Annotated in this window: 19 protein-coding genes; 9 read left to right on the top strand and 10 right to left on the bottom strand. The window is 64.7% G+C overall.

Annotated elements, in window-relative coordinates; genetic code table 11:
• Positions 1-99 precede the first annotated feature (99 nt).
• Positions 100-879 (top strand): AraC family transcriptional regulator, encoded by a 780-nt coding sequence (locus GGD61_RS16125; RefSeq protein ID WP_312012665.1) that lies wholly within the window; start codon positions 100-102, stop codon positions 877-879.
• 109 nt (positions 880-988) lie between these two features.
• Positions 989-3,280, top strand: a complete 2,292-nt coding sequence (locus GGD61_RS16120; RefSeq protein WP_246785942.1) for a TonB-dependent siderophore receptor — start codon at positions 989-991, stop codon at positions 3,278-3,280.
• A gap of 6 nt (positions 3,281-3,286) precedes the next feature.
• Here GGD61_RS16120 and GGD61_RS16115 read toward each other — a convergent pair whose 3' ends face one another.
• The 3 genes from GGD61_RS16115 to GGD61_RS16105 form a co-directional block, all read right to left on the bottom strand.
• Positions 3,287-3,640 carry a hypothetical protein gene (locus GGD61_RS16115; RefSeq protein ID WP_092251682.1) on the bottom strand — a complete coding sequence of 118 codons (354 nt, stop codon included), beginning with the start codon at positions 3,638-3,640 and terminating at the stop codon, positions 3,287-3,289.
• Positions 3,641-3,964: 324 nt separating this feature from the next.
• The gene (locus GGD61_RS16110; protein WP_092251683.1) at positions 3,965-5,401 is read right to left on the bottom strand and encodes a glutamine synthetase family protein; all 1,437 of its coding nucleotides are present in this window, start codon (positions 5,399-5,401) and stop codon (positions 3,965-3,967) included.
• 130 nt (positions 5,402-5,531) lie between these two features.
• A complete protein-coding gene (locus GGD61_RS16105) occupies positions 5,532-6,890 on the bottom strand; it encodes an aromatic ring-hydroxylating dioxygenase subunit alpha (protein WP_092251684.1) in 1,359 nt (452 codons plus the stop codon).
• Between the two features lie 111 nt (positions 6,891-7,001).
• Between GGD61_RS16105 and GGD61_RS16100 the strand changes: the two genes are divergently transcribed.
• Positions 7,002-7,787, top strand: coding sequence for an IclR family transcriptional regulator C-terminal domain-containing protein (locus GGD61_RS16100; protein WP_092251685.1), 786 nt, complete (start codon positions 7,002-7,004; stop codon positions 7,785-7,787).
• Positions 7,788-7,906: 119 nt separating this feature from the next.
• Entirely contained in the window at positions 7,907-8,239 is a 333-nt protein-coding gene (locus GGD61_RS16095; protein ID WP_018316888.1) for a PRC-barrel domain-containing protein, read from the top strand.
• 90 nt (positions 8,240-8,329) lie between these two features.
• Here GGD61_RS16095 and GGD61_RS16090 read toward each other — a convergent pair whose 3' ends face one another.
• The 5 genes from GGD61_RS16090 to GGD61_RS16070 all read right to left on the bottom strand — a co-directional run bounded on the left by GGD61_RS16090 (position 8,330) and on the right by GGD61_RS16070 (position 12,040).
• Entirely contained in the window at positions 8,330-8,764 is a 435-nt protein-coding gene (locus GGD61_RS16090) for a VOC family protein (protein WP_183230896.1), read from the bottom strand.
• Between the two features lie 140 nt (positions 8,765-8,904).
• On the bottom strand, positions 8,905-9,732 hold the full coding sequence (locus tag GGD61_RS16085) for an AraC family transcriptional regulator (protein WP_183230895.1): 828 nt from the start codon (positions 9,730-9,732) through the stop codon (positions 8,905-8,907).
• Between the two features lie 6 nt (positions 9,733-9,738).
• Entirely contained in the window at positions 9,739-10,419 is a 681-nt protein-coding gene (locus tag GGD61_RS16080; RefSeq protein WP_183230894.1) for a transglutaminase family protein, read from the bottom strand.
• A 94-nt stretch (positions 10,420-10,513) separates the two neighbouring features.
• On the bottom strand, positions 10,514-10,909 hold the full coding sequence (locus GGD61_RS16075; RefSeq protein WP_092251689.1) for a group II truncated hemoglobin: 396 nt from the start codon (positions 10,907-10,909) through the stop codon (positions 10,514-10,516).
• A gap of 222 nt (positions 10,910-11,131) precedes the next feature.
• Entirely contained in the window at positions 11,132-12,040 is a 909-nt protein-coding gene (locus tag GGD61_RS16070) for a helix-turn-helix transcriptional regulator (RefSeq protein ID WP_092251690.1), read from the bottom strand.
• Between the two features lie 139 nt (positions 12,041-12,179).
• On the opposite strand from GGD61_RS16070, the gene GGD61_RS16065 reads away from it, so the two are divergent.
• The 5 genes from GGD61_RS16065 to boxB all read left to right on the top strand — a co-directional run bounded on the left by GGD61_RS16065 (position 12,180) and on the right by boxB (position 18,661).
• Positions 12,180-13,721 carry a benzoate-CoA ligase family protein gene (locus tag GGD61_RS16065; protein ID WP_183230893.1) on the top strand — a complete coding sequence of 514 codons (1,542 nt, stop codon included), beginning with the start codon at positions 12,180-12,182 and terminating at the stop codon, positions 13,719-13,721.
• A 229-nt stretch (positions 13,722-13,950) separates the two neighbouring features.
• Entirely contained in the window at positions 13,951-14,769 is an 819-nt protein-coding gene (locus GGD61_RS16060; protein ID WP_092251692.1) for an alpha/beta fold hydrolase, read from the top strand.
• Between the two features lie 18 nt (positions 14,770-14,787).
• Positions 14,788-15,324 carry a DUF309 domain-containing protein gene (locus GGD61_RS16055; protein ID WP_092251693.1) on the top strand — a complete coding sequence of 179 codons (537 nt, stop codon included), beginning with the start codon at positions 14,788-14,790 and terminating at the stop codon, positions 15,322-15,324.
• A 98-nt stretch (positions 15,325-15,422) separates the two neighbouring features.
• Positions 15,423-17,111, top strand: coding sequence for a 2,3-epoxybenzoyl-CoA dihydrolase (gene boxC / locus GGD61_RS16050; protein WP_092251694.1), 1,689 nt, complete (start codon positions 15,423-15,425; stop codon positions 17,109-17,111).
• Positions 17,112-17,209: 98 nt separating this feature from the next.
• Positions 17,210-18,661 (top strand): benzoyl-CoA 2,3-epoxidase subunit BoxB, encoded by a 1,452-nt coding sequence (gene boxB, locus GGD61_RS16045; RefSeq protein WP_018316898.1) that lies wholly within the window; start codon positions 17,210-17,212, stop codon positions 18,659-18,661.
• A gap of 174 nt (positions 18,662-18,835) precedes the next feature.
• Here the strand turns inward: boxB and GGD61_RS16040 are convergent, their stop codons facing one another.
• The gene (locus GGD61_RS16040; protein ID WP_183230892.1) at positions 18,836-19,645 is read right to left on the bottom strand and encodes an SDR family oxidoreductase; all 810 of its coding nucleotides are present in this window, start codon (positions 19,643-19,645) and stop codon (positions 18,836-18,838) included.
• Positions 19,646-19,901: 256 nt separating this feature from the next.
• The gene (locus GGD61_RS16035; protein ID WP_183230891.1) at positions 19,902-20,960 is read right to left on the bottom strand and encodes a polysaccharide deacetylase family protein; all 1,059 of its coding nucleotides are present in this window, start codon (positions 20,958-20,960) and stop codon (positions 19,902-19,904) included.
• Positions 20,961-21,077: the final 117 nt, after the last annotated feature.

Below are 21,077 nucleotides of genomic sequence, written 5' to 3'. Positions count from 1 at the left end.
CGGGACTTCTACGATCAAATTGTCGGACGGCCTCAAGACGACATCGGTTCCGTACAGCCGGGCGCTTCGACAGCGCAATGGCTGGATTTTCCGGGCTGCGTGTTTGTCAGAGGCGAGTTTCGAGCCGATGCCGGCGGCTCTGCGAGCGCAGCCCCGGGCCTGTTCATTTCGGTCTCCGTTGATGGTGGCGCAGGCCGCGGCATTCTGACGCGCAGCACTGGCTGCGACGGGCAGATGACGGCAATTGCCGTGCGCGAGACCTGCGCAGCGGAACGCGCGGTTCATTCCGGCGAGCGTTCCGCGATCGGCCTGGCGTTTCCCCAAACCTCGATCGATGGACTTGGACTCGGCGATGAGTTTCGGGCGCTGTTTACGAACGACGTCTCGGGCGCAGCGATCGTCTCGCTGAGGGCATCTGCGCGCATACAGGCGGTCGCGGCAGAAATGTTTTCGCCGCCGGTCACCGGCAGCGCGGCGCAATTGCTGCTGTCGGCGCATGCCGCCGAGATCGTGGTCCACGCCTTGTTCGGCGAGCGCGGCCGGATTGCCGCCGATCCCACCACCGATCTGCAGTGGACGCGGTTGCAATCGGTGAAGCAGCGGATGGACGCCGATCTCGCCTATCCCTGGAGCATCGACGAACTGGCGCGGAACGCGGGGCTGAGCCGCAGGTCCTTCAACCAGAAATTCCGGATGGCATATGGCCAGAGCGCGATCGACTATCTCAGGGCTCAGCGGCTCGATGCCGCACGTGCCTTTTTGATTCACCAGCGCTTGTCCGTCACCGAAGCGGCCTATCGGGTCGGCTACGCCCATCCGGCAAATTTCGCGACGGCTTTCCGCAGGCGCTTTGGCCATTCGCCGAGCCGCTATCAGTAAACTTGAAAGCCTCCACGTGGGATCAAAGGTGATTTGCGCGCGCGCAAAGGCGGCGGCCGCTTTGATCTGGTTACGCCCGGGTTGTTGAACACGGAACTCGGGGAAGACGATGAGGCGGAACGACGGGCAGACGCTCGGCTGGGAACGGTTGGTGAGAACTGGTCTGGGAGCGGCCGGTTTGGGAATGGTCCTGCACGCGACGCCTTCGGCCGCACAGGTCTCCGGAACCAATTCGCCTTCGACGGCGGGCACATTGCCGCCGGTCACGGTGGAGGCACCGAGCCAGGCGCGTCCGCGTGCCCAATCTGTCCAGCGCGCCTCACAATCGCAGAGTGGCCGCGCCGCAACGCCGCGCAATGCCGGGTCCGGGCAAGCCAGAAATGCGGACACGCGCGAGGCGGGGAGCGGCCGCGCCAATGCGTCGAGCGAGAACAGCTATGTCGCAAGCAGCAGCTCGGCGGGCACCAAGACGAACACGCCATTGCTCGAGACGCCGCAGTCGATTTCGGTCGTGACCCGCAAGGAGCTCAACGATCGCGCCGTGCAGACACTGACCGAGGCGGTCGGCTATGAACCGGGCGTCCGCATCGATGCTTCAGGTTACGATCCGCGCTTCGACGCCATCTCGATCCGAGGCTTCGACATCACCTATAACGGCATCTATCTCGACGGTTTGCGCCTCGTCGGCGCCGGTCTCGGCGTGTTCAAGACCGAGCCTTATGGCGTAGACAGCATCACCGTGGTGCGCGGGCCGAGTTCGGCCCTCTATGGCCTCGGCTCGCCCGGCGGTCTGATCGATCTGCAGAGCAAGCTGCCGACCAGCCAGCCGTTCCACGAAGTGCAGACGGTGTTCGGCGACCGCGAGCGCGTGCAGGGCAATTTCGATTTCTCGGGTCCGGTCGATCCCAACGGTCAATTTTCCTATCGATTGACCGGCGTCGTGCGCGACGCCGACGTGTTCGTGCCCGGCGGCAAGGACAATCGTGTCTATGTCGCTCCCGCCGTCACCTGGAAGCCGGACCAATCGACGACCCTCACCATTCTCGGCGCCTACCAGAAATCGAAGACGCCGGGCTCGATGTTCACCTATTCCACGGGCACCGGCACCACGACGGACATCTTCACCGGCAGTCCGTCCTACAATTCGCTCGACCAGGAGCAGGGACGCGTCGGCTATTTGTTCGAGCATGCGTTCAACAACGCCGTGACCGTTCGCCAGAAATTCCGCTATGTCGATGTCGATGCGGTCACGCGCTATGTCGGCTTTCTCGGCGCTCCCGTCGGCAATGTCGTCTCGCGCTATACCGGCTACGTCCACGACACGCTGCAATCGGCCATCATGGACAACCAGGTCGAGGCAAAGCTCTCGACCGGCCCGGTGCAGCACACGCTCCTGGTCGGCACCGACTACACGGCGTCGAAATTCAATGACAAGCAGGGCTTCGGCTTCGGCGTCTCCGACCTCAATCTGGCCGCGCCGGCCTATGTGCCGGAATCCATTCCCGATCCCGCGATCTCGTCCTCGACGCAGCAGCGGCAGACCCAGTCCGGCGTGTACATTCAGGACCAGGCCAAGCTCGACCACTGGATCCTGACGCTGAGCGGCCGCAGCGACTGGGTTCGCACCACGGGCGAGGATCAGTTCGCGCTGACCCGCCAGCAGCAGTCCGAACAGGCCTATAGCGGGCGCGCCGGGCTGACCTATGTGTTCGATTCCGGGGTCGCGCCTTACGTCGCCTATTCAACCTCGTTCTTTCCCAATCTCGGCGTCGATCCCACAGGCGCCTTCTTCAAGCCCACCACCGGCAAGCAGACCGAGATCGGCGTCAAATATCAGCCGCTGGGGACGAGGAGCTTCATCACTGCCGCGGTGTTCGACCTGACCCAGAGCGGGGGCCTCGTCACGACCGGGACCGGCGTCACGGTCCAGCGCGGCGAGATTCAAAGCCGCGGCTTCGAATTGCAGGCGCTGGCGAGCCTCGGCGGTGGTTTCGACATCACCTCGTCCTACACCTATCTCGACATGGTCACCAAGCAGGCCGGCGACAGCGCGCAGATCGGCAAGTTTCCGTCGGGCAATCCTCCGCACACCGCGACGCTGTGGGGCAACTATGCCCTGCCGCTGGCCGGCCCGTTTGCCGGGCTGAGCATCGGTGGCGGCGTGCGTTACATGTCCTGGAGCTATGGTGACGATCTGAACACGTTCAAGAACAGCTCGGTGACCCTGATTGATGCTGCGCTGAAATATGATTTTGGCCAGGCGGCGAAGGAGCTAAAGGGCCTGCAGTTCCAGGTCAACGCCAAGAACCTGTTCAATCTGCACTACACGACGTGCCAGGTCGGGTACTGCTATCGCGGCGCACCGCTGACCGTCATCGCAACGCTCGGCTATCGCTGGTGAGCGGGATCACCAATAGATCCCGTGACGGTGCAACTCGCGCACGATTCGGGCCTCGGTGGGCGACTGGTGCCGCTTCGGCTTGGTCGTTCCGGCCGTGCTTGCCGGCGGCGGTGATGGCGTGGCTGATGCCTTCGTGGCCGCCGGTGCCGTCGCTGAGGTTGGTGCGGTGGTCGCAGTCTGGACGTTTGCCGGCTGCGACGGCGCCTGGGCGGTTTGCGGCGAGACCGCTGCCGCCGTGGCGGGCTGCTCAGTCGCCTGCTGGCTTGAATTGCTGGCTGCCAGGCTGAGGCTCCGCGACCCACCCGCATAGGCCTGGCTTGTGAGCAGAGACACCGTTGCGATCAGGATCAGCTTGCGCATGGAAACGCTCCTAATCTGGTCAATCCGTCTTACCTATCGCGCATCCATTGAGTTTCAGCGCGCCAGACGATGCACACCGATGTTGATCAAGGTTGTCCGGCAGGACAGACGGTAGATCAGACTGAATAATTGTTCCCACATGATCGAACTCCACTGTTGATCACATGCGGGAATCCTAGCGCAGGATTCTTTCCGTGGGTTTTCGCGGGGATGGAAAATGGCTTCGTCCGGCAGCGATGCGATGTCGTCGGAACCGGCGCGACGAAGCCGCTTCACACGGCCGTGAGCCGTACTCGCCTTGAGAGGAATCCCCAGGACAGGATGTCAAAACACCTCGAAATATTCGCGGTGCTCCCAGTCGGTCACTTCGGACAGGAAGCGGTCGATCTCGGCGCTCTTGATGTGGGTGTAATAGTCGACGAACTCCGGCCCGAACTTCTCGCGGAAGAACGGATCGTCCTTCAGCGCGCTGACCGCATCGCGCAGTGATTTCGGCAGCAGCGGCGCCTTGGTCTCGTAGGGCGTGTCGGCGGAGGGACCGGGATCGAGCTTGCGGTCGACGCCGTCGAGGCCCGAGAGGATCTGCGAGGCCATGTAGAGATAGGGATTGGCGGCGGGCTCGCCGATGCGGTTCTCCAGGCGCGTTGCGACATCATTGGCGCCGCCGAGCACGCGGATCATCACGCCGCGATTGTCGCGGCCCCAGATCGCACGGTCCGGCGCCAGCGAGTAGGAACGGTAGCGCTTGTAGCCGTTGATGGTCGGGGTGGTGAACACCGTCGAGGCGCGGGCGTGATCGAGCAGGCCGGCGAGGTATGAGCGGCCGAAGGCGCTGAGCGGCTCGCCGCCGTCTTTCACCATGAACAGATTCTCGCCGCTGGCGCGCGAGACGATCGACTGGTGCAGATGCCAGCCGCTCGCGAACACGTTCGGCAGTTTCGGCCGGCACATGAAGGTGGCGTGATAGCCGTGCCGCCGCGCGATCTGCTTCACGGCGCTCCGAAACAGCACCATGTTGTCGGCGGGCTCGATCCCCTTCCGCGGCGCGAAGGTGAACTCGCACTGGCTCGGCCCGAACTCGACCTCGACCGAGCGCAAGGGCAGTCCGAGCGCGACGATGTCGCGGCGCAGGATCTCCAGCACCGGCTCCATCTGATCGAAGCGCTGCTCGGTGAGATATTGATAGCCGTGGCTGAGCAGGCTCACTGATGGTGGCGTGCCCGGCTGGCCGGCGTCCTCGGGGCGCATATGCGGGTCGTCGAGCTTGAAGATGTGGAATTCGACTTCAAGACCGGCGACGAAATCGTGTCCGCGCGTGCCGAGTTCGTCCAGCGCGCGCTTGTAGAGCCCGCGCGTCGCGAACGGCACCGGGCGGCCGTCATTGAAGTAGAGGTCGCACAGCACCCAGCCCGTGGTCGGCGCCCACGGCAAGACGCGAAACGTCGTGGGGTCGGCGACCATCAGCACGTCGGCCGCGCCTTCCATCTCCTTCATGCCGAAGCCGCCGCCCGCGGTGAACACCGGGAATACCGTGCGGTGCGAGGTGTCCTTGGCCAGCATGGTGGTGGTGATGGAGCAGCCGCTCTCCAGCGAGGCGATCGCCTCGGAGGCGATGATGGTCTTGCCGCGCAAGATTCCGTGCTGGTCGGGGAAGGCGAGGCGGATGACCTCGAGATTCTTGTCCTCGACGATGCGGCGCATGCGCGTCGCCGCGTCCCTCTGCTCATCCGACCACAGCGCATGACGCGCGACGAAAGTCACTGTGCTACTCCCTCAACTGCCGTAGGCTGGGCAAAGCGAAGCGTGCCCACGCAGTCTATCATCTGAACGCAAGTGCGGTGGGCACGGCGCTTTGCGCCTTTGCCCACCCTACGGGAGCGGCGCACGAACGTCACTCCGCCGCCGTCAGCCGGTGCACGTTGTCCGCGATCTCCTTCGGCACCGGTGCGGCCCAAGGTGCGCCGCGGCGGCGCTTGACGTCGACCTCCATCCAGTAGAGCTCCCACCCCTGGGTCGGCCCGATGCCGTCCATGGTGGCCGGTCCCTGGATGCTGCGTGCTCTGCTCTCGTCGAGAAACAGCATCGGCTTCTCGCCGCCGGAGACCTTCTCGATCTCCTGTCGCAGCAGGCGGCGATATTGCACGATCGCCTTGTCGCTCGAGCCGAGATGCTCCTTGGTGCGATCCTGAATCGCGCCCATCGATTCCACCGCCCATTGGTCGTGGACGTTGATGTCGGTGCCCATGCCGGTATAGGTCGCGGTCTGCTGCTCGTGCGGATCGAAACCGTAATCGTTGCTACGGTTCTTGCGCGAGACGTAGTCGGGCAGCTCATAGAGCTCGAGCCGCTGGTCGCGCATCTTCTGCTTGTCGACCGGATTCGAATAGCTGGTGAAGATCGCGTACCAGTAGCAGTTTTCGTCGTCGACCGGCACGTGCCACTGCGTGATTGTCATCTCGGTGCTCATGGGGATGACGAAGCCGTGCGGGAACAGCTGGTTGGTGACGCGCACATGGGTGCGCTCCTCGTCGATCTCGCGCAGCGCGATCAGCCGCAGGCCATATTCGGTGTGCTCGACATTGATGATCGGGCGGTCGTATTCGCGCAGGATTTTCGTCATCGGCAGGTCAGACCCGGCAGATGCGCCGCGGAACTGCTTGCCGTAGGCGGTCGAGGTGTCCTCGTCCTCGAAGAAGCGATGCAGGTAGGAGGCGTGCGCGGGATCGATGCCGACTTCGAGCGCCTGCAGCCAGTTGCAGGCCATGTGGCCCTTGAACGCAAAGGTGTGGGTATCAGGGGCGACGAAACAGTCGAGCTCCGGAAAAGCCGGCGGCTCACCCTCGCCGAGATAGGCCCAGAGGATGCCGCTCTTCTTCACCACGGGATAGGAGCGCTGGCGGATGTTCTGGCAGAGCTTTGAGTCCTTCGGCTCTGCCGGCGTCTCGATGCACTGGCCGGTCGCGTCGAACAGCCAGCCATGGAAGGCGCAGCGCAGGCCGCCGTGCTCGAGCCGTCCGAACGCGAGGTCGGCGCCGCGATGGGCGCAGTGGCGGTCGATCAGGCCGTAGCGTCCGGTCTCGTCGCGAAACAGCACCAGGTTCTCGCCGAGCAGCTTGATGGGACGGATCGGCCGCTCGCCCTCCAGCTCATCCACCAGCGCCGCCGGCTGCCAATAGCTCCGCATCAGCTTTCCGCAGGGGTCCTTCGGACCGGTGCGGGTGATCAGGTCGTTCTGCTCCTGGCTCATCATGGCAGTAGCATCCCTTTGTGGAGTGGCGTTTGTTCGCCTATTGAACGAATGGGCGAATTATGACATGCCTTGGGGCAGCAGCAAGCACTATTTTGCAGGATTGTCCCGGACATGCCCAAGCTGAAGCGCAGTGAGAGCGACGAGCGCGCGACGGATTTTGTCGAGGCGCTCGATCGTGGCCTGCGCCTGCTGCAATGCTTCGGCACGACGGCAGGCCCGATGACGCTGAGCGATCTCGCCCGCGCCGCGGACCTGCCGCGCGCGACCGCCCGGCGCATGCTGTTCACGCTGCAGCGCGGCGGTTTTGTCAGCGGCGATGGCAAGCTGTTCTCGCTCACGCCGCACGTGCTGACGCTGGCGGCATCTTACTTGCGTTCCAATCAGCTCGTTGCGGTGCTCCAACCCGTGCTCGATCGCGTTGCGACCGCGGCGAACGAAATCTCCTCGCTCGCGGTGCTCGACGGTGATGACGTCGTGTTCATTGCCCGAGGCAGCCCGGCGCGCGTTTTCTCGGGCGGGTTGGAGATCGGCTATCGGCTGCCTTCGTTCTGCACCTCGGTCGGCCGCGCCATGCTCGGCCAGCTCGACGATGCCGACCTTGCCGCACGCCTGAAGGCGATGATGCGCGGGGCGCTGACGCCGCAGACGCAGACCGACCCGAAGGCGCTGCTCGCGCGCATCGCCGCCGATCGCACGCAAGGCTATTCACTGGTCGACCGCGAGGCCGAGCCGCATTTCCGCTCGATCTCGGTTCCGGTGCGCCGCTACGACGACGTGATCGTCGCCGCCATCAACATGGGAGCCCATGTCGACCGCGTGCCGGCGCAGGAATTGATCGACCGGTTCCTGCCGCTGTTGCGGGAAGGCGCGGACTCCGTGCGTTCGCAACTGCTCTAGCTGTAGTCCGGGCGAGCGTCGCGATACCCCGGGAAGCATCGCAAGGCCCCGGATGTCGCTTCGCTGATCCGGGCTACAGGACTATAATGCCCGCAACGCAAGAACCCAGGGAGCACGCCATGCAACACACCATGGTTCCCAGTGATCGCGTCGAACACGTCGCCGTCTATGGGTGTGACGGCACGAAGCTCGGCACGATCGAGCGATTGATGCTCGACAAGGTCAGTGGAACGGTCGCTTACGCGGTGGTCAAGACCGGCAGGCTGCTCGGGACACATCATCATTATCCCGTGCAGTGGAGCGCGTTGAAATATGATCCGGGACGCCAGGCCTTCCAGGCCGACCTGACGCCGGAGCAATTGAGTAGCGGTCCCTGCGAATTCGATGGCGATGAGTTCGACTGGGGCGATCGCTCGCGGCCGTACCAGCATCCGAACTACTGGTCGATCTAGCCAGCAAGACGGCCCGGCCGCCCGCATTCCCGGCGCGGACGCGGCTGGGCTCGAGCCGCGGCCGCCGAGCAGTCGCTGACGTGAGTCCACCTATCCGGCGAGCGGCTGTTCGCCGACTTTGGGCCAATAGGTGCCAAAGCTCCAGAGGCCGCCCTCCGGATCGTGCGCGGCGAAATCGCGGCTGCCATAATCGGTCGTGTAGGGCTCCATCTCGATCTCTGCACCAGCGGCTTTCACCTTCGCATAGAGCGCGTCGGGATCATCAACGGCCATGTAGACGGCATCCGTCCGCCGGCCGCCGATGTCGCCCACAACTTTGGCGTAGGCATCGTCGCGATGCGCGCCCAGCATGAGGATCGACGATCCGAACGCCAGCTCGGCGTGAACGACCGTGCCCTCGTTGCGGTACACCACGCGTTCGGCGAAGCCGAGAACGTTCTTCAGCCAGGCGATCATCGCCTCCGCATCCCTGCAGCGCATGGTGTGGTAGAGGCGCGGCGCTTCATAGCCGTTCGGCTGGTTCATGAAACTCTCCAGGTTCGGTACGAGACGTTCGATGCAAGTGCTTGCAAGCTTGCTGCAGAGCTGACCCTAGTTCGGATCACGGCGGCTGGCTTGAACAAATGGGACTTGACCGTCTCGGGCCGTCTGGCCGCTGTTTGGCGCTAGCCCCCGCCGTCGCGCATCAGGCGGGGATCGACGACGTCGAGCCGCGCGGCCCATCCGGTCGGCGTCTCGCCGCTGAAGATCCGGAAATCGCGCGCGAGATGCGCCTGGTCGGCATAGCCGGCGTCCGCGGCAATGGCCGCCCAGCCGCCCGTGCCGTCCGTCCGGGCCAGCGCGCAGGCTCGATGAAAGCGCAGCATCTGGGCCAGCGTCTTGGGCGCAACGCCGATCTCGTTGTGGAAGCGGCGCGTGAGATGCTTGCGGCTCCAGCCGATGTCGGAGGCGATGTCGGCGATCCTGACCGCGCCCGCGCCTCGCCAGAGCATCTCCAGGGCGAAAGCCACCGCAGGCGAGGGCTCGTGCACGGCGCGGCGACGCACGAAGTCTTCCACGATCTCGAATCGCCGCTGCCAGCCGACCGCCTCGGCCACCCTGGCGCGGAGGTTCTCGCCATCCCGTCCCAGAATGTCGTCGAGGCCGACCATGCGCGCGGTCAGGTCGGGCACGGCGCCTCCGAAGAAGCGATACGCCCCGAGCGGCGTGAAATCGACCTGAACGCATTCGGCGCGGCCGTCGGATTCGATCACGACCGGTCCGGGAAACAGACCCGCCGCGAAGCTCGGCTGCGCGTCGGCACGATCCGGTTGGTGTCCGAGCGCAATGCGGAAGGGCGTTCCCAAATTCACCAGCAGCGGCAGCGCGAGCGGCGCGGCGTGCCGGAAGGCGGAAAGGCCGAGGCCGCGCTCGCGATAGAACGAGATGCTCGAGATCAGCCGCGCAAGGCGCGACGAGGCCGGTCGACGGATGACATCGGCAGGTGCGTCCATCGTGTGCTACCGCTCCGCCGCTTCGCGCTCCATGTCGCGGCCCGACAGATCCTCGCCCTGCATGTTGGCGTAGTCGCGCGCCATTTCGCGCATCAGGAATTTTGCGGGCACGTCGTGATAGGTGCCGCGGTCGTTGACATATTGCATGTAGGCGCGCCCCTCGCCGTCGAACGGATGCAGCAGCGCGTCGGTATGGCCGTCGAAATCGAGCGGGGCTACGCCGACCTTGGCGCACAGCATGTCGTTGAAGGTCGGCGTCGCCTTGCGCCAGGCGCCATCGACATGCACCTCGGTAAAGCCGTGCCAGGTGAAGATGTCGGTGCCCATGCTCGCGCGCAGCTTCTCTGTGGTGAGATGGTTCTTCACGTCCGCAAAGCCGACCCGTGCGGGAATGCCGTGGACGCGGCAGGCGGCGGCATAGAGCGCGGCCTTGCCGACGCAATAGCCCTGGCCCGCGGCGAGAACGCTCGAAGCACGAAACGTCTCGGCGACGCGCATGCTGACGTAAGGATTATAGCGGATGCCATCGCGCACCGCCTTGTAGAGCACGCTCGCTTTTTCGCGCGCGCTCGCATCCGCGCGCACGGCGTCGGCCGCAAATTGCTGCACGGCCGGATGATCGCTGTCGATGTACTCGCCGGGATCGGTGTAGAGGCGGCGGATGGTATCGGGAAGGATGTCGGTCATGTCAGGAGCTTAGCAGGCGATCGCCGCGGAACTCAAATCACGCGATGCGGGTCCATGATACGCCTTCGAATTGCGTCGAGGCGCTGCCGCCCTCTCACTGCCGGTTACGCATCCAGTCGGCGAGGCCCGATATCGCCTTGTCGAGCTCCAGCCGCGCCGCCGTGTCGGTCACCGTCTCCTCCATCGCGCCGCGCATGCAGAGCATCCACGCATCGCGCTCGGCATCGCCGATGGCAAAGCCGATGTGGCGCTGGCGCAGCCGCGGATGGCCCTTCTCGGGGGTATAGAGGCGCGGGCCGCCGGTCCATTCGGTGAGATAGCGCTTCAGCACATCCCTGATCAGGCCTAGGTCGTCCGCATGCATCGCGCGGATGATCTTCGCCTCCGGCAGCGCGTCCATGCGGTCGTAGAAGCGATCGACCAGGGCGTCGATCGTCGCACTGCCGCCGATCCGCTCAAACATGGAGGTGGTGACGTCGGTGGAGGTCATTAGTGGGTCTCAATGCCTATTGATGGGCGTTAATATAGTGTTGCTAACGGTCGCGCAAAATCCTCCGCTGTCGTCCCTGCGAACGCAGGGACCCATAACCCCAGGGAGCAGTTTGGCGAAGGCTGGCCGTTTGGGATTAGCAGCCCGGATCAATCGATAGATCACGCGGTATGGGTCCCTGCGTTCGCAGGGACGACAGCAGAGCGTTTCGATGCAGCTCGCCTACAGCGCCACACTGCGCAGGCCGAAGCTGCGGGCCTCGTTCTGCAGCACCGGACGCACCGCATCGATCAGCCGTGCGGCCGCCGCATCGACGGAGAGACCTGCCGTGTCCACCACTGCCGTCGCGCGCGAGTACAGCGGCTCGCGGCTGAGCAGGATGTTGCGCAGCTCCGCCATGGCGGAGCGGTCGTCGGCCATCGGGCGCAGGTCGCCCTGGCGACGGACGCGGGCCATGTGCTCCTCGGGCTCGGCCTTCAGCCAGATCGTGTAGAACGAGGTCAGGATCTGGTCGAACGTCAAAGGCTCGGACACGATGCCGCCGCCGGTCGCCAGCACCATCAGCTCGTTGCGCGCTAGCAGCTGCTGCAGCGCCGCCTGCTCCATGCGGCGAAAACCTTCCTGGCCGTACAGCGCGATGATCTCGGCGACCGAGAGACCGTTCTGCTGCTCGACCTCCTTGTTGAGCTCGACGAAGCTCCAGCCGACTTTCTTCGCCAGCATGCGCCCGAGCGTCGACTTGCCGGCGCCGCGCAGGCCGATCAGCGCGATGCCGCAGAACGGAGCGCGTCGCGGCGCCGAGGCGCTGCCCCCAGTGAGCAGATCTTTTGCCTGCGCGATCTGCGCAGGCGTGGCCTTGCGCAGCAGGTCACGAAACATCTGCCAGTCCGGTGTCGGATCGGCGCTGGGAAGCAGATCTTCGAGATGCGCGCCCATCGCGTCCGAGACGCGGCGCAAGAGCACGATGGAGACATTGCCCTTGCCGCTTTCGAGCTGCGCGATGTAGCGCTCCGAAATCCCCGATACCTTGGCGAGCACTTTGCGCGACATGCCGCGCAACGCGCGCATGGTGCGCACGCGCTGGCCGAGCTGTTCGAGAAAGCGGGATTCGGCGTCGGGACTGTCGGTCATGAGCCTTCTTTAAGGGATGTCTTTTTTGAAGGGTGTCCTGCGGCGCATTTTAATGAAACATAATGCCTGCTAGCATTGACAGCAAGCCGCCGCGGTGTCTTTCTATGAATTATAATTCTAAATCCGGGGGAGAAGTCCAGTGAGCGAGGGATCCTATAACGCGGTGACCTGGCTGCTCGACCGTAACGTCGAGGAGGGCCGCGGCAACAAGCTGGCCTTCGACGACACCGTCTCGCGGCTCACCTATGGCGAGCTTCAGCGCGAGAGCCGACGCGCCGCCAACATGCTGCGCCGGCTCGGCGTCCGCCGCGAGGAGCGCGTGGCGATGATCATGCTGGATACGGTCGACTTTCCGGTCGTGTTCCTGGGCGCGATCCGCGCCGGGATCGTGCCGGTGCCGCTGAACACGCTGCTGACCGCGGACCAATACGCCTACATCCTCGCCGACTGCCGCGCGCGTGTGCTGTTCGTCTCCGAGGCGCTCTACCCTGTCATCAAGGACGTGGTCGGCCGCATGCCCGATCTCGAGCATGTCGTGGTCTCCGGCGCCAAGCAGAACGGGCACAAGCAGCTCGCTGAAGAGCTTGCGGGCGAGAGCGATCAGTTCACCACCGCCGCGACGCATCCTGACGAGCCCGCGTTCTGGCTCTATTCGTCCGGCTCGACCGGCATGCCCAAGGGCGTGCGCCATATCCATTCGAATTTGCAGGCGACCGCCGACACCTACGCAAAACAGGTGCTCGGCATCCGCGAGAGCGACGTGTGTCTTTCCGCCGCAAAGCTGTTCTTTGCCTATGGCCTCGGCAATGCGCTGACCTTCCCGATGTCGGTCGGCGCCAGCGTGATCCTCAACAGCGAGCGCCCGACGCCGGCGCGGATGTTCGATCTGATGAATCGCTACAGGCCGTCGATCTTCTACGGCGTGCCGACCTTGTTCGCGGCCATGCTCAACGACGAGACCATGAAGGCCGAGCGTGGCGGCGGCGCCTTGCGCATCTGCACCTCGGCCGGCGAGGCGCTGCCGGAATCCGTCGGCACCAGCTGGAAGGCGCGCTTCGGCGTCGACATCCTCGACGGCGTAGGCTCGACCGAGCTGTTGCACATTTTTCTCTCGAACGCGCCCGGCGACATCAAATACGGCTCCTCCGGCAAGCCGGTGCCGGGCTATGCGGTGCGGCTGGTCAACGAGGCCGGGCAAGACGTTGCCGACGGCGAGGTCGGTGAGCTCCTGGTCGATGCACCCTCGGCCGGCGAAGGCTACTGGAATCAGCGCCACAAGAGCCGCCGGACCTTTGAGGGACCGTGGACCCGCACCGGCGACAAATATGTTCGCGATGCAGATGGCCGCTACACCTTCTGCGGCCGCGCCGACGACATGTTCAAGGTCTCCGGCATCTGGGTCTCGCCGTTCGAGGTCGAGAGCGCGCTGATCACCCATCCGGCCGTGCTGGAGGCCGCCGTCGTGCCCGAGGCCGATCCGGAAGGATTGCTCAAGCCGAAGGCCTTCGTCGTGCTGCGCCCCGGCGCGACGACGAGCGATCTTCAGGAAATGCTGAAGGAGCACGTCAAGCAGAAGATCGGCCCGTGGAAATATCCGCGCTGGATCGACGTGGTGGAGTCCTTGCCGAAGACGGCGACGGGCAAGATCCAGCGGTTCAAGCTGCGGGAAGGGGCGAATTGATGGTGCGAACTGCACTTGCTTACCCTCCCCTGGAGGGGGAGGGTCGGCACGCGATCGAGCGCAGCGAGATGCGTGACGGGGTGGGGTGATCTCTCCACGCGGGCACTGCATCTGCGGAGAGACTGTCACTCCACCCCGATTCACATCTCGCTACGCTCGCTGTGAATCGACCCTCCCCCTCCAGGGGAGGGTAGGCATCTCGGCCTTGGCTAGGAATGGGACTTCGACCATGACCAACCTCACCCCCACCGGCTTCCTCAGCATCGGCGGCGCCAGCCTCGAATACAAATGGCTCGCGCCTGCATCGGCCGACGCCCCCACCATCGTCATGCTGCATGAAGGGCTCGGCTCGGTTGGGCTCTGGGGCGATTTTCCCGAGAAACTGCAGCAGGCCACCGGTGCCGGCATCTTCGCCTATTCGCGCGCAGGCTACGGCCATTCGAGCCCGGTGACATTGCCGCGGCCGCTCGACTACATGCAGCGCGAGGCGCTCGACGTGCTGCCGAAGCTGCTCGACGCGATCGGCTTCAAGCGCGGCCTGCTGCTCGGCCATTCCGACGGCGGCTCGATCGCGACGATCTATGCCGGCGCGCATCAGGATCACCGCCTGAGCGGCCTCGTGCTGATCGCGCCGCACTTCATCGTCGAGGACATCTCGGTGAAATCGATCGCGGAGATCAAGACCAGCTTCGAAACCACCGACCTCAAGGCCAAGCTGGCGCGCTGGCACAAGGATGTCGACAACGCCTTCTACGGCTGGAACGGCGCCTGGCTCGATCCGAAATTCCGCGATTGGGACATCTCGGAATATCTGGCCTATATCCGCGTTCCCATGATGGTCCTGCAAGGTGCAGGCGACCAATATGGGACATTGCGTCAGGTCGAAATTGCGCAGGAAGAGTGTTATTGTCCGATAGATTTTAAAGTCATTTCAGACGCGGGCCATTCCCCGCATCGTGAAGCGCCGGGGGCGACGCTTGACGCGATTGAGCAATTTGCAAAAGCGGCCCTGCGCGACGATCAGGGACTCCAGGGACGCGCCGCATGACCATGCGGAGGCACATCGATGAATGTGCCTTCACATGCGACCGGCCAATTGCCATGGCCGCAATGGGCCTATGTGCCGGGCGAGACCGGCGCCATCGAGGCCGATGACGAAACGCTTCGCTTGGCCAAGGCGCTGGTGCCCTCGGCCTTTCGCGGCTACGTGCCGGCCCGCCATCCGGCGCTGCGCTACGGCCTCGCGCTCAACGATCGCGGCTATTTTTGGGAAGCGCAGGAGGTGCTGGAGACGGTGTGGGCCGCAGCCCCGCAGAGCGGCCGCGAACGCATCCTGCTGCGCGCCTGCATCCACATCGCCAATGCCAATTTGCGCCTGCGCATGCAGAAGGCGCATTCGGCCGCGCGCCTGTTCGGCGACGCTCTGACCGAGCTGCGCGCGTTGAGCGCACGCAAGGTCGCCAGCGGCGGCGACGGTTTCGTCGAGAGCTTTCCGGTCGCGGCCCTGGTGGCGCTGCTCCAGGCCAAGATCGGCCGCCCGCAGCTCGCAAAGGGCGACTGGATCGCGCTTGGCGCGATCGTGCGGTCCTGGCCGACTGCATGAAACAAAGTGCATGAGCCGGCAGTTAAGGGCTAGACGCATCCAAAAAGATGCACTATTGTGCATCTAACGCTAAACCAAAACGAGCTCAAGGGTGGCCCATGGCCGGGGAAGATCGGCGCCTCGCAGGCGGCGCGACATTCATCGATTTCCAGACCGAACCGTCCCGCTACAAGCACTGGAAGCTCGCGGTCGAGGGTGACGTCGCGACGCTGACCATGGACGTCGACGAGAATGGCGGCCTGTTCGAGGGCTACCTGCTCAAGCTCAATTCCTACGATCTCGGCGTCGACATCGAGCTGGCGGATGCGGTCCAGCGGCTGCGCTTCGAGCATCCGGAAGTGAAGGTCGTGCTGATGCGCTCGGCCAAGAACCGCGTGTTCTGCGCCGGCGCCAACATCCGCATGCTCGCGGGCTCGACCCATGCCCACAAGGTCAACTTCTGCAAGTTCACCAACGAGACCCGTAACGGCATGGAAGATTCCTCCGAGAATTCCGGCCAGCGTTTCATCACGGTGGTGAACGGCTCCGCCGCCGGTGGCGGCTATGAGCTGGCGCTCGCGACCGACCACATCATCCTCGCCGACGACGGCTCGTCGGCGGTCGCGCTGCCCGAGGTGCCGCTGCTGGCGGTGCTGCCGGGCACCGGCGGTCTCACCCGCGTCGTCGACAAGCGCAAGGTGCGCCGCGATCATGCCGATTTCTTCTGCACCATCGAGGAAGGCGTCAAGGGCAAGCGCGCCGTGCAATGGCGCCTCGTCGACGAGATCGCGCCGAACTCGAAGTTAGAGGCCAAGATCGCCGAGCGTGCCAAGGAGTTCGCGGCCGCCTCGAAGCGCAAGGGCAGCGGCAAGGGCATCGCGCTGACGCAGCTCAAGCGCCTCATCGACGAGACCAGCATCCGTTACGGCTTCGTCACGGTCGATATCGACCGCACGGCCCGCATCGCCACCATCTCCATCAAGGCGCCGGAAACCGCGCCGCCCGCCGACATCGACGGCATGATGGCGCAAGGCGCCTCGTTCTGGCCGTTGCAAGTGGCGCGCGAGCTCGACGACGCCATCCTTCACCTGCGCATCAACGAGCTCGAGATCGCCATGCTGGTGTTCAAGAGCCATGGTGATCGCGCCCATGTGCTCGCGCACGACGCGTTCCTCGAAGCCAACAAGGCGCATTGGCTGGTCAACGAAATCCGCCATTACTGGAAGCGCGTGCTGAAGCGCATCGACGTCACCTCGCGCACGCTGGTGACGCTGGTCGAGCCCGGCTCCTGCTTTGCCGGCACGCTCGCCGAGCTCGTCTTCGCCGCCGACCGCTCCTACATGCTGATCGGCACGCGCCAGGGCGACAACCGCCCGCCGCCGTCGATCGAGCTCTCCGCCATGAATTTCGGCCCGTATCCGATGAGCCACGGCCTGACGCGGCTGGAGTCGCGCTTCCAGGCTGATCCGTCGGATGTGGAGCGCGCCGAAGCCACGATGGGCACCGCGCTCGACGCCGAGCAGGCCGAGGAGCTCGGCCTCGTCACCTTCGCGCTCGACGACATCGACTGGGACGACGAGGTCCGCGTGTTCCTGGAGGAGCGCGCCAGCTTCTCGCCGGACAGCCTCACCGGCATGGAAGCAAGCCTGCGCTTCGTCGGCCCGGAGACGATGGAATCGAAAATCTTCTCGCGCCTGACTGCGTGGCAGAACTGGATCTTCCAGCGCCCCAACGCGGTCGGCGAAGAAGGCGCGCTGCGCCGCTACGGCAGCGGCCAGAAGCCGAAATTCGATATGACGCGAGTCTAGCGAGTAGGGAGTGGCGAATGGCGAATAGGAGTTTCCATTCGCTACTCGCCATTCGCCATTCGCCCCTTTAACGAGCTAGTCCCCCACGGGAGGTCCACATGAACATGAACATCATGAACGTCGACTACTCGACCAAGATTCCGAACAACGTCAATCTCGCCGAAGACCGCCAGGTGCTCAAAGCACTCGAGGGCTGGCATCCCGGTTACATGGATTGGTGGAGCGACATGGGGCCGGAAGGCTTCCAGGAATCGCTGGTGTATCTGCGCACCGCCTATTCGGTCGATCCGCGCGGCTGGGCCAAGTTCGACTACGTCCGCATGCCCGACTATCGCTGGGGCATTCTGCTTGCGCCGCAGGAAGAGAACCGCGTCGTGCCGTTCGGCGAGCATTATGGCGAGCCGGCCTGGCAGGAAGTCCCGGGCGAGCATCGCGCCATGCTGCGCCGCCTGATCGTGATCCAGGGCGACACCGAGCCGGCCTCGGTCGAGCAGCAGCGCCATCTCGGCAAGACCGCGCCCTCGCTCTACGACATGCGCAACCTGTTCCAGGTCAACGTCGAGGAAGGCCGCCACCTCTGGGCGATGGTCTACCTGCTGCAGAAATATTTCGGCCGCGACGGCCGTGAGGAAGCAGATGATTTGCTGCGCCGCCGCTCCGGCGATGCCGATGCGCCGCGCATGCTCGGCGCCTTCAACGAGGCGACGCCGGACTGGCTGTCCTTCTTCATGTTCACCTATTTCACCGACCGTGACGGCAAGATGCAGCTGCACTCGCTCGCGCAGTCCGGCTTCGATCCGCTGTCGCGCACCTGCCGCTTCATGCTCACGGAAGAAGCGCACCACATGTTCGTCGGCGAGACCGGCATCACCCGCGTCGTGCAGCGCACCTGCGATGCGATGCGCGAGGCCGGCATCACCGATCCGACCGATATCGCAAAAGTCCGCGCGCTCGGCGTGATCGACTTGCCGACCATCCAGAAGAAGCTGAACCTGCACTACACGCTGTCGCTCGATCTGTTCGGCTCGGAGGTCTCGACCAACGCAGCCAACGCCTTCAATGCCGGCATCAAGGGCCGCTATCACGAGACCCAGATCGAGGACGATCACCAGCTCAAGAACGCCACCTATCCGGTGCTGAAGTTCATCAACGGCGAGATCAAGCTGGTCGACGAGCCGGCGCTGACCGCGCTCAACATGCGCCTGCGCGACGATTACAGCCAGGATTGCGTCAAGGGCATGCTGCGCTGGAACAAGGTGATCTCGACCGCGGGCTACGACTTCAAGCTGACCCTGCCCAACGTCGCCTTCCACCGCCACATCGGCGAGTTCAAGGACGTGCATGCGACGCCCGACGGCCTCCTGATCGACGATGCCACCTGGGCGAAGCGCAAGGACGAATGGCTGCCGTCGACCGCCGACGGCGACTTCATCACCTCCCTGATGCAGCCCGTCACCGAGAGCGGCAAGTTCGCATCGTGGATCTCGCCGCCGAAGGTCGGCATCGACAACAAGCCCGGCGATTTCGAGTACGTGAAGATCGAGTCGTAGGCGTCAGGGCCGCCGCCGGCGCAACACAAATGGTGTCATCACCCGCGAAAGCGGGTGATCCAGTATTCCAGAGGCGTCAGAGATAAATCGAGAGGCCGCGGCGTACTGGATGCCCCGGTCAAGCCGGGGCATGACCGCGGAGGGTGAGGTGAGGGCGAACTACCATTCGCCCCCTCAGCTATCCCATCCGCTCCCCTTGATCCCCGGGTTGGCATAGACGATGCCGCCGTCCACCGCGATGGTCGCGCCCACCACGTAATCGCCCGCGCGCGAGGCCAGATAGATTGCGGCGCCCGCCATGTCCTCGTCGGTGCCGATGCGCCCCGCAGGCACGCGCGTTGCGACTTCGTCGCCATGGTCGCGCGCGGCGCGGTTCATGTCGGACTGGAACGGGCCCGGCGCAATCGCCGTGACCACGACGTGGTCGGAGATCAGCTTCACCGCCATGCGCCGGGTCAAATGGATCAGCCCGGCCTTGCTCGCGGCGTAGGAATAGGTCTCCATCGGGTTGACGAAGATGCCGTCGATCGAGGCGATGTTGATCACCTTCGCCGGCCGCTCCGCGCTTGCGGCTGCGCGCAGCGGGCCGGCCAGCGCCTTGGTCAGGAAGAACGGCGCCTTGACGTTGAGGTTCATCACCTTGTCCCAGCCGCTCTCCGGGAATTCGTCGAACTCCGCGCCCCAGGCGGCACCGGCATTGTTGACGAGGATATCGAGCTTCGGCTCGCGCTTCTTGAACTCGGTTGCCAGCAGCTCGGCGCCGGCGAGCGTCGAGATGTCGATCGGCAGCGCGATGCACTCGCCGGCATATTGCGCGGTGAGCGCCTTGGCGGTCTCCTCGCACGGTCCCGCCTTGCGCGCGGTGATGTAGACCTTTGCGGCGCCGCCGCTGAGAAATCCCGCCGCGATCATTTTGCCGATGCCGCGCGAGCCGCCGGTCACCAGTGCGACGCGGCCTTTGAGCGAGAACAGATCGTTGAACATGGTGCCTCCTCCCTTGGTTGGCGATGTTTTGGGCGGGGAGGGGTGGGGAGTCAAGAAAGGCGCTGGATGCGACAGGAGTGTGGCGCGAGAGCGCTCCATCCAAGGCGGTGTCGTCCCCGCGAACGCGGGGACCCATACCCACAGGGAGTAGTTTGGCGAAGGCTGGTCGTTCGGTAGGTCTACCGATCGCAATCGATAGATCACGCGGTATGGGTCCCTGCTTTCGCAGGGACGACGGCGGAGATTGGAGCAGCAGCTACGCCGCCGCGATCCGGCGGAAGCCGTTCCACATCGCGGTCGCGGCGCCCGAGGTCAGAACGGGGAGGATTCTTGCGTCCTGGTAATTGCCGTTGAGCGAGACGCGCGGCAGCGCTGTCATGTGGGTGGCATTGTCGGCGAACAGCATGCCGGGCCGCGTCGTCACCGCGGTCTTGAAGCCCGCGGTTGCAGCAAGGCCGAATTCGCGCATCCCCGCGGCCTCGCGGTCGCCATAGGGATAGGCGAGATGCAGCACCGGGCGCTGCAGCGCCTGCTCGATCCGCGCGCGGCTCGTGGCGATCTCCCGCGCGGCGACGTCTTCGGCCACCTTGGCGAGATTGCAATGGCTGACGCTATGCGCGCCGATCGTGACCAGCGGGTCGGCGGCAAAGCTCTTCACCTCGGCCCAGGACAGGCAGAGGCTGCGGCACAGCGCTGCCATGTCGACGTCGTATGTCGCGCAGAGCGCCTCGATTTCTCGCGCCAGATCGTGTTCGCCCGGTAGCGCGCGCAGCCAGTCGTGCAGGCGGTCGAAGGTTGCCTGCTTGGCGGCGGGGCTCGTCGCATCGAGCCGCAGCGCGGAATTGCCTATTCTGACGTCGACTTGCTCGGCCTTGGCGATCACGGCCTCCAGCGCCACCCACCACAACCGTCCAGTGCCCTCGGCAAAATCGCTCGCGACATAGACCGCCAGAGGCGCGTCAAATTCCCGCAGCACGGGCAGCGCGTAGTCCAGATTATCGCGATAGCCGTCATCGAAGGTGAAGGCGGCGAAGCGGCGGTCGAACCGGCCCTGCACCAGCCGCTCATGCAGATCGTCCATGCTGACGATGTCGATGTCGCGCGAGCGCAGATGGCACAGCGTGGCGCGCAGGAATTCGGGGGTGACTTCGAGATGCCGGTTCGGCTGGAACACGGCCTCGCGGGCCGGTCGCACGTGGTGCAGCATGAAAATGGCGCCGACGCCCGACAAAAGCGGGCGCAGCAGGTGGTGCGCCCCGCTGAAATAGAGTGCTCCCAGCCCGGCGCGGATGACGTTGTTACGCAGTTGTTTCATGACCCGCTGGCGGACTCTGGCATTCCGCTTTCAACTTACGGAAGAACCCTTGAAGAAAAAGTTATTCCGATTGTCCGGGTGAGGCCTTCGCAAGGGCAACATTTCCGGTTTGACAGC

This window comes from Bradyrhizobium sp. SBR1B (assembly GCF_014198205.1).
Taxonomy (GTDB): Bacteria; Pseudomonadota; Alphaproteobacteria; order Rhizobiales; family Xanthobacteraceae; genus Bradyrhizobium.
Note: the sequence above shows the minus strand (reverse complement) of the source record. Positions and strands in the feature narration are given on the sequence as shown.

Bases quoted from the DNA above. Each gene is read 5' to 3' on its own strand.
- GGD61_RS16120 (WP_246785942.1), top strand. From the start codon at position 989: ATGAGGCGGAACGACGGGCAGACGCTCGGCTGGGAACGGTTGGTGAGA.
- GGD61_RS16115 (WP_092251682.1), bottom strand. From the start codon at position 3,640: ATGCGCAAGCTGATCCTGATCGCAACGGTGTCTCTGCTCACAAGCCAG.
- GGD61_RS16105 (WP_092251684.1), bottom strand. From the start codon at position 6,890: ATGATGAGCCAGGAGCAGAACGACCTGATCACCCGCACCGGTCCGAAG.
- GGD61_RS16100 (WP_092251685.1), top strand. From the start codon at position 7,002: ATGCCCAAGCTGAAGCGCAGTGAGAGCGACGAGCGCGCGACGGATTTT.
- GGD61_RS16095 (WP_018316888.1), top strand. From the start codon at position 7,907: ATGCAACACACCATGGTTCCCAGTGATCGCGTCGAACACGTCGCCGTC.
- GGD61_RS16090 (WP_183230896.1), bottom strand. From the start codon at position 8,764: ATGAACCAGCCGAACGGCTATGAAGCGCCGCGCCTCTACCACACCATG.
- GGD61_RS16085 (WP_183230895.1), bottom strand. From the start codon at position 9,732: ATGGACGCACCTGCCGATGTCATCCGTCGACCGGCCTCGTCGCGCCTT.
- GGD61_RS16080 (WP_183230894.1), bottom strand. From the start codon at position 10,419: ATGACCGACATCCTTCCCGATACCATCCGCCGCCTCTACACCGATCCC.
- GGD61_RS16075 (WP_092251689.1), bottom strand. From the start codon at position 10,909: ATGACCTCCACCGACGTCACCACCTCCATGTTTGAGCGGATCGGCGGC.
- GGD61_RS16070 (WP_092251690.1), bottom strand. From the start codon at position 12,040: ATGACCGACAGTCCCGACGCCGAATCCCGCTTTCTCGAACAGCTCGGC.
- GGD61_RS16060 (WP_092251692.1), top strand. From the start codon at position 13,951: ATGACCAACCTCACCCCCACCGGCTTCCTCAGCATCGGCGGCGCCAGC.
- GGD61_RS16055 (WP_092251693.1), top strand. From the start codon at position 14,788: ATGAATGTGCCTTCACATGCGACCGGCCAATTGCCATGGCCGCAATGG.
- boxC (WP_092251694.1), top strand. From the start codon at position 15,423: ATGGCCGGGGAAGATCGGCGCCTCGCAGGCGGCGCGACATTCATCGAT.
- boxB (WP_018316898.1), top strand. From the start codon at position 17,210: ATGAACATGAACATCATGAACGTCGACTACTCGACCAAGATTCCGAAC.
- GGD61_RS16040 (WP_183230892.1), bottom strand. From the start codon at position 19,645: ATGTTCAACGATCTGTTCTCGCTCAAAGGCCGCGTCGCACTGGTGACC.
- GGD61_RS16035 (WP_183230891.1), bottom strand. From the start codon at position 20,960: ATGAAACAACTGCGTAACAACGTCATCCGCGCCGGGCTGGGAGCACTC.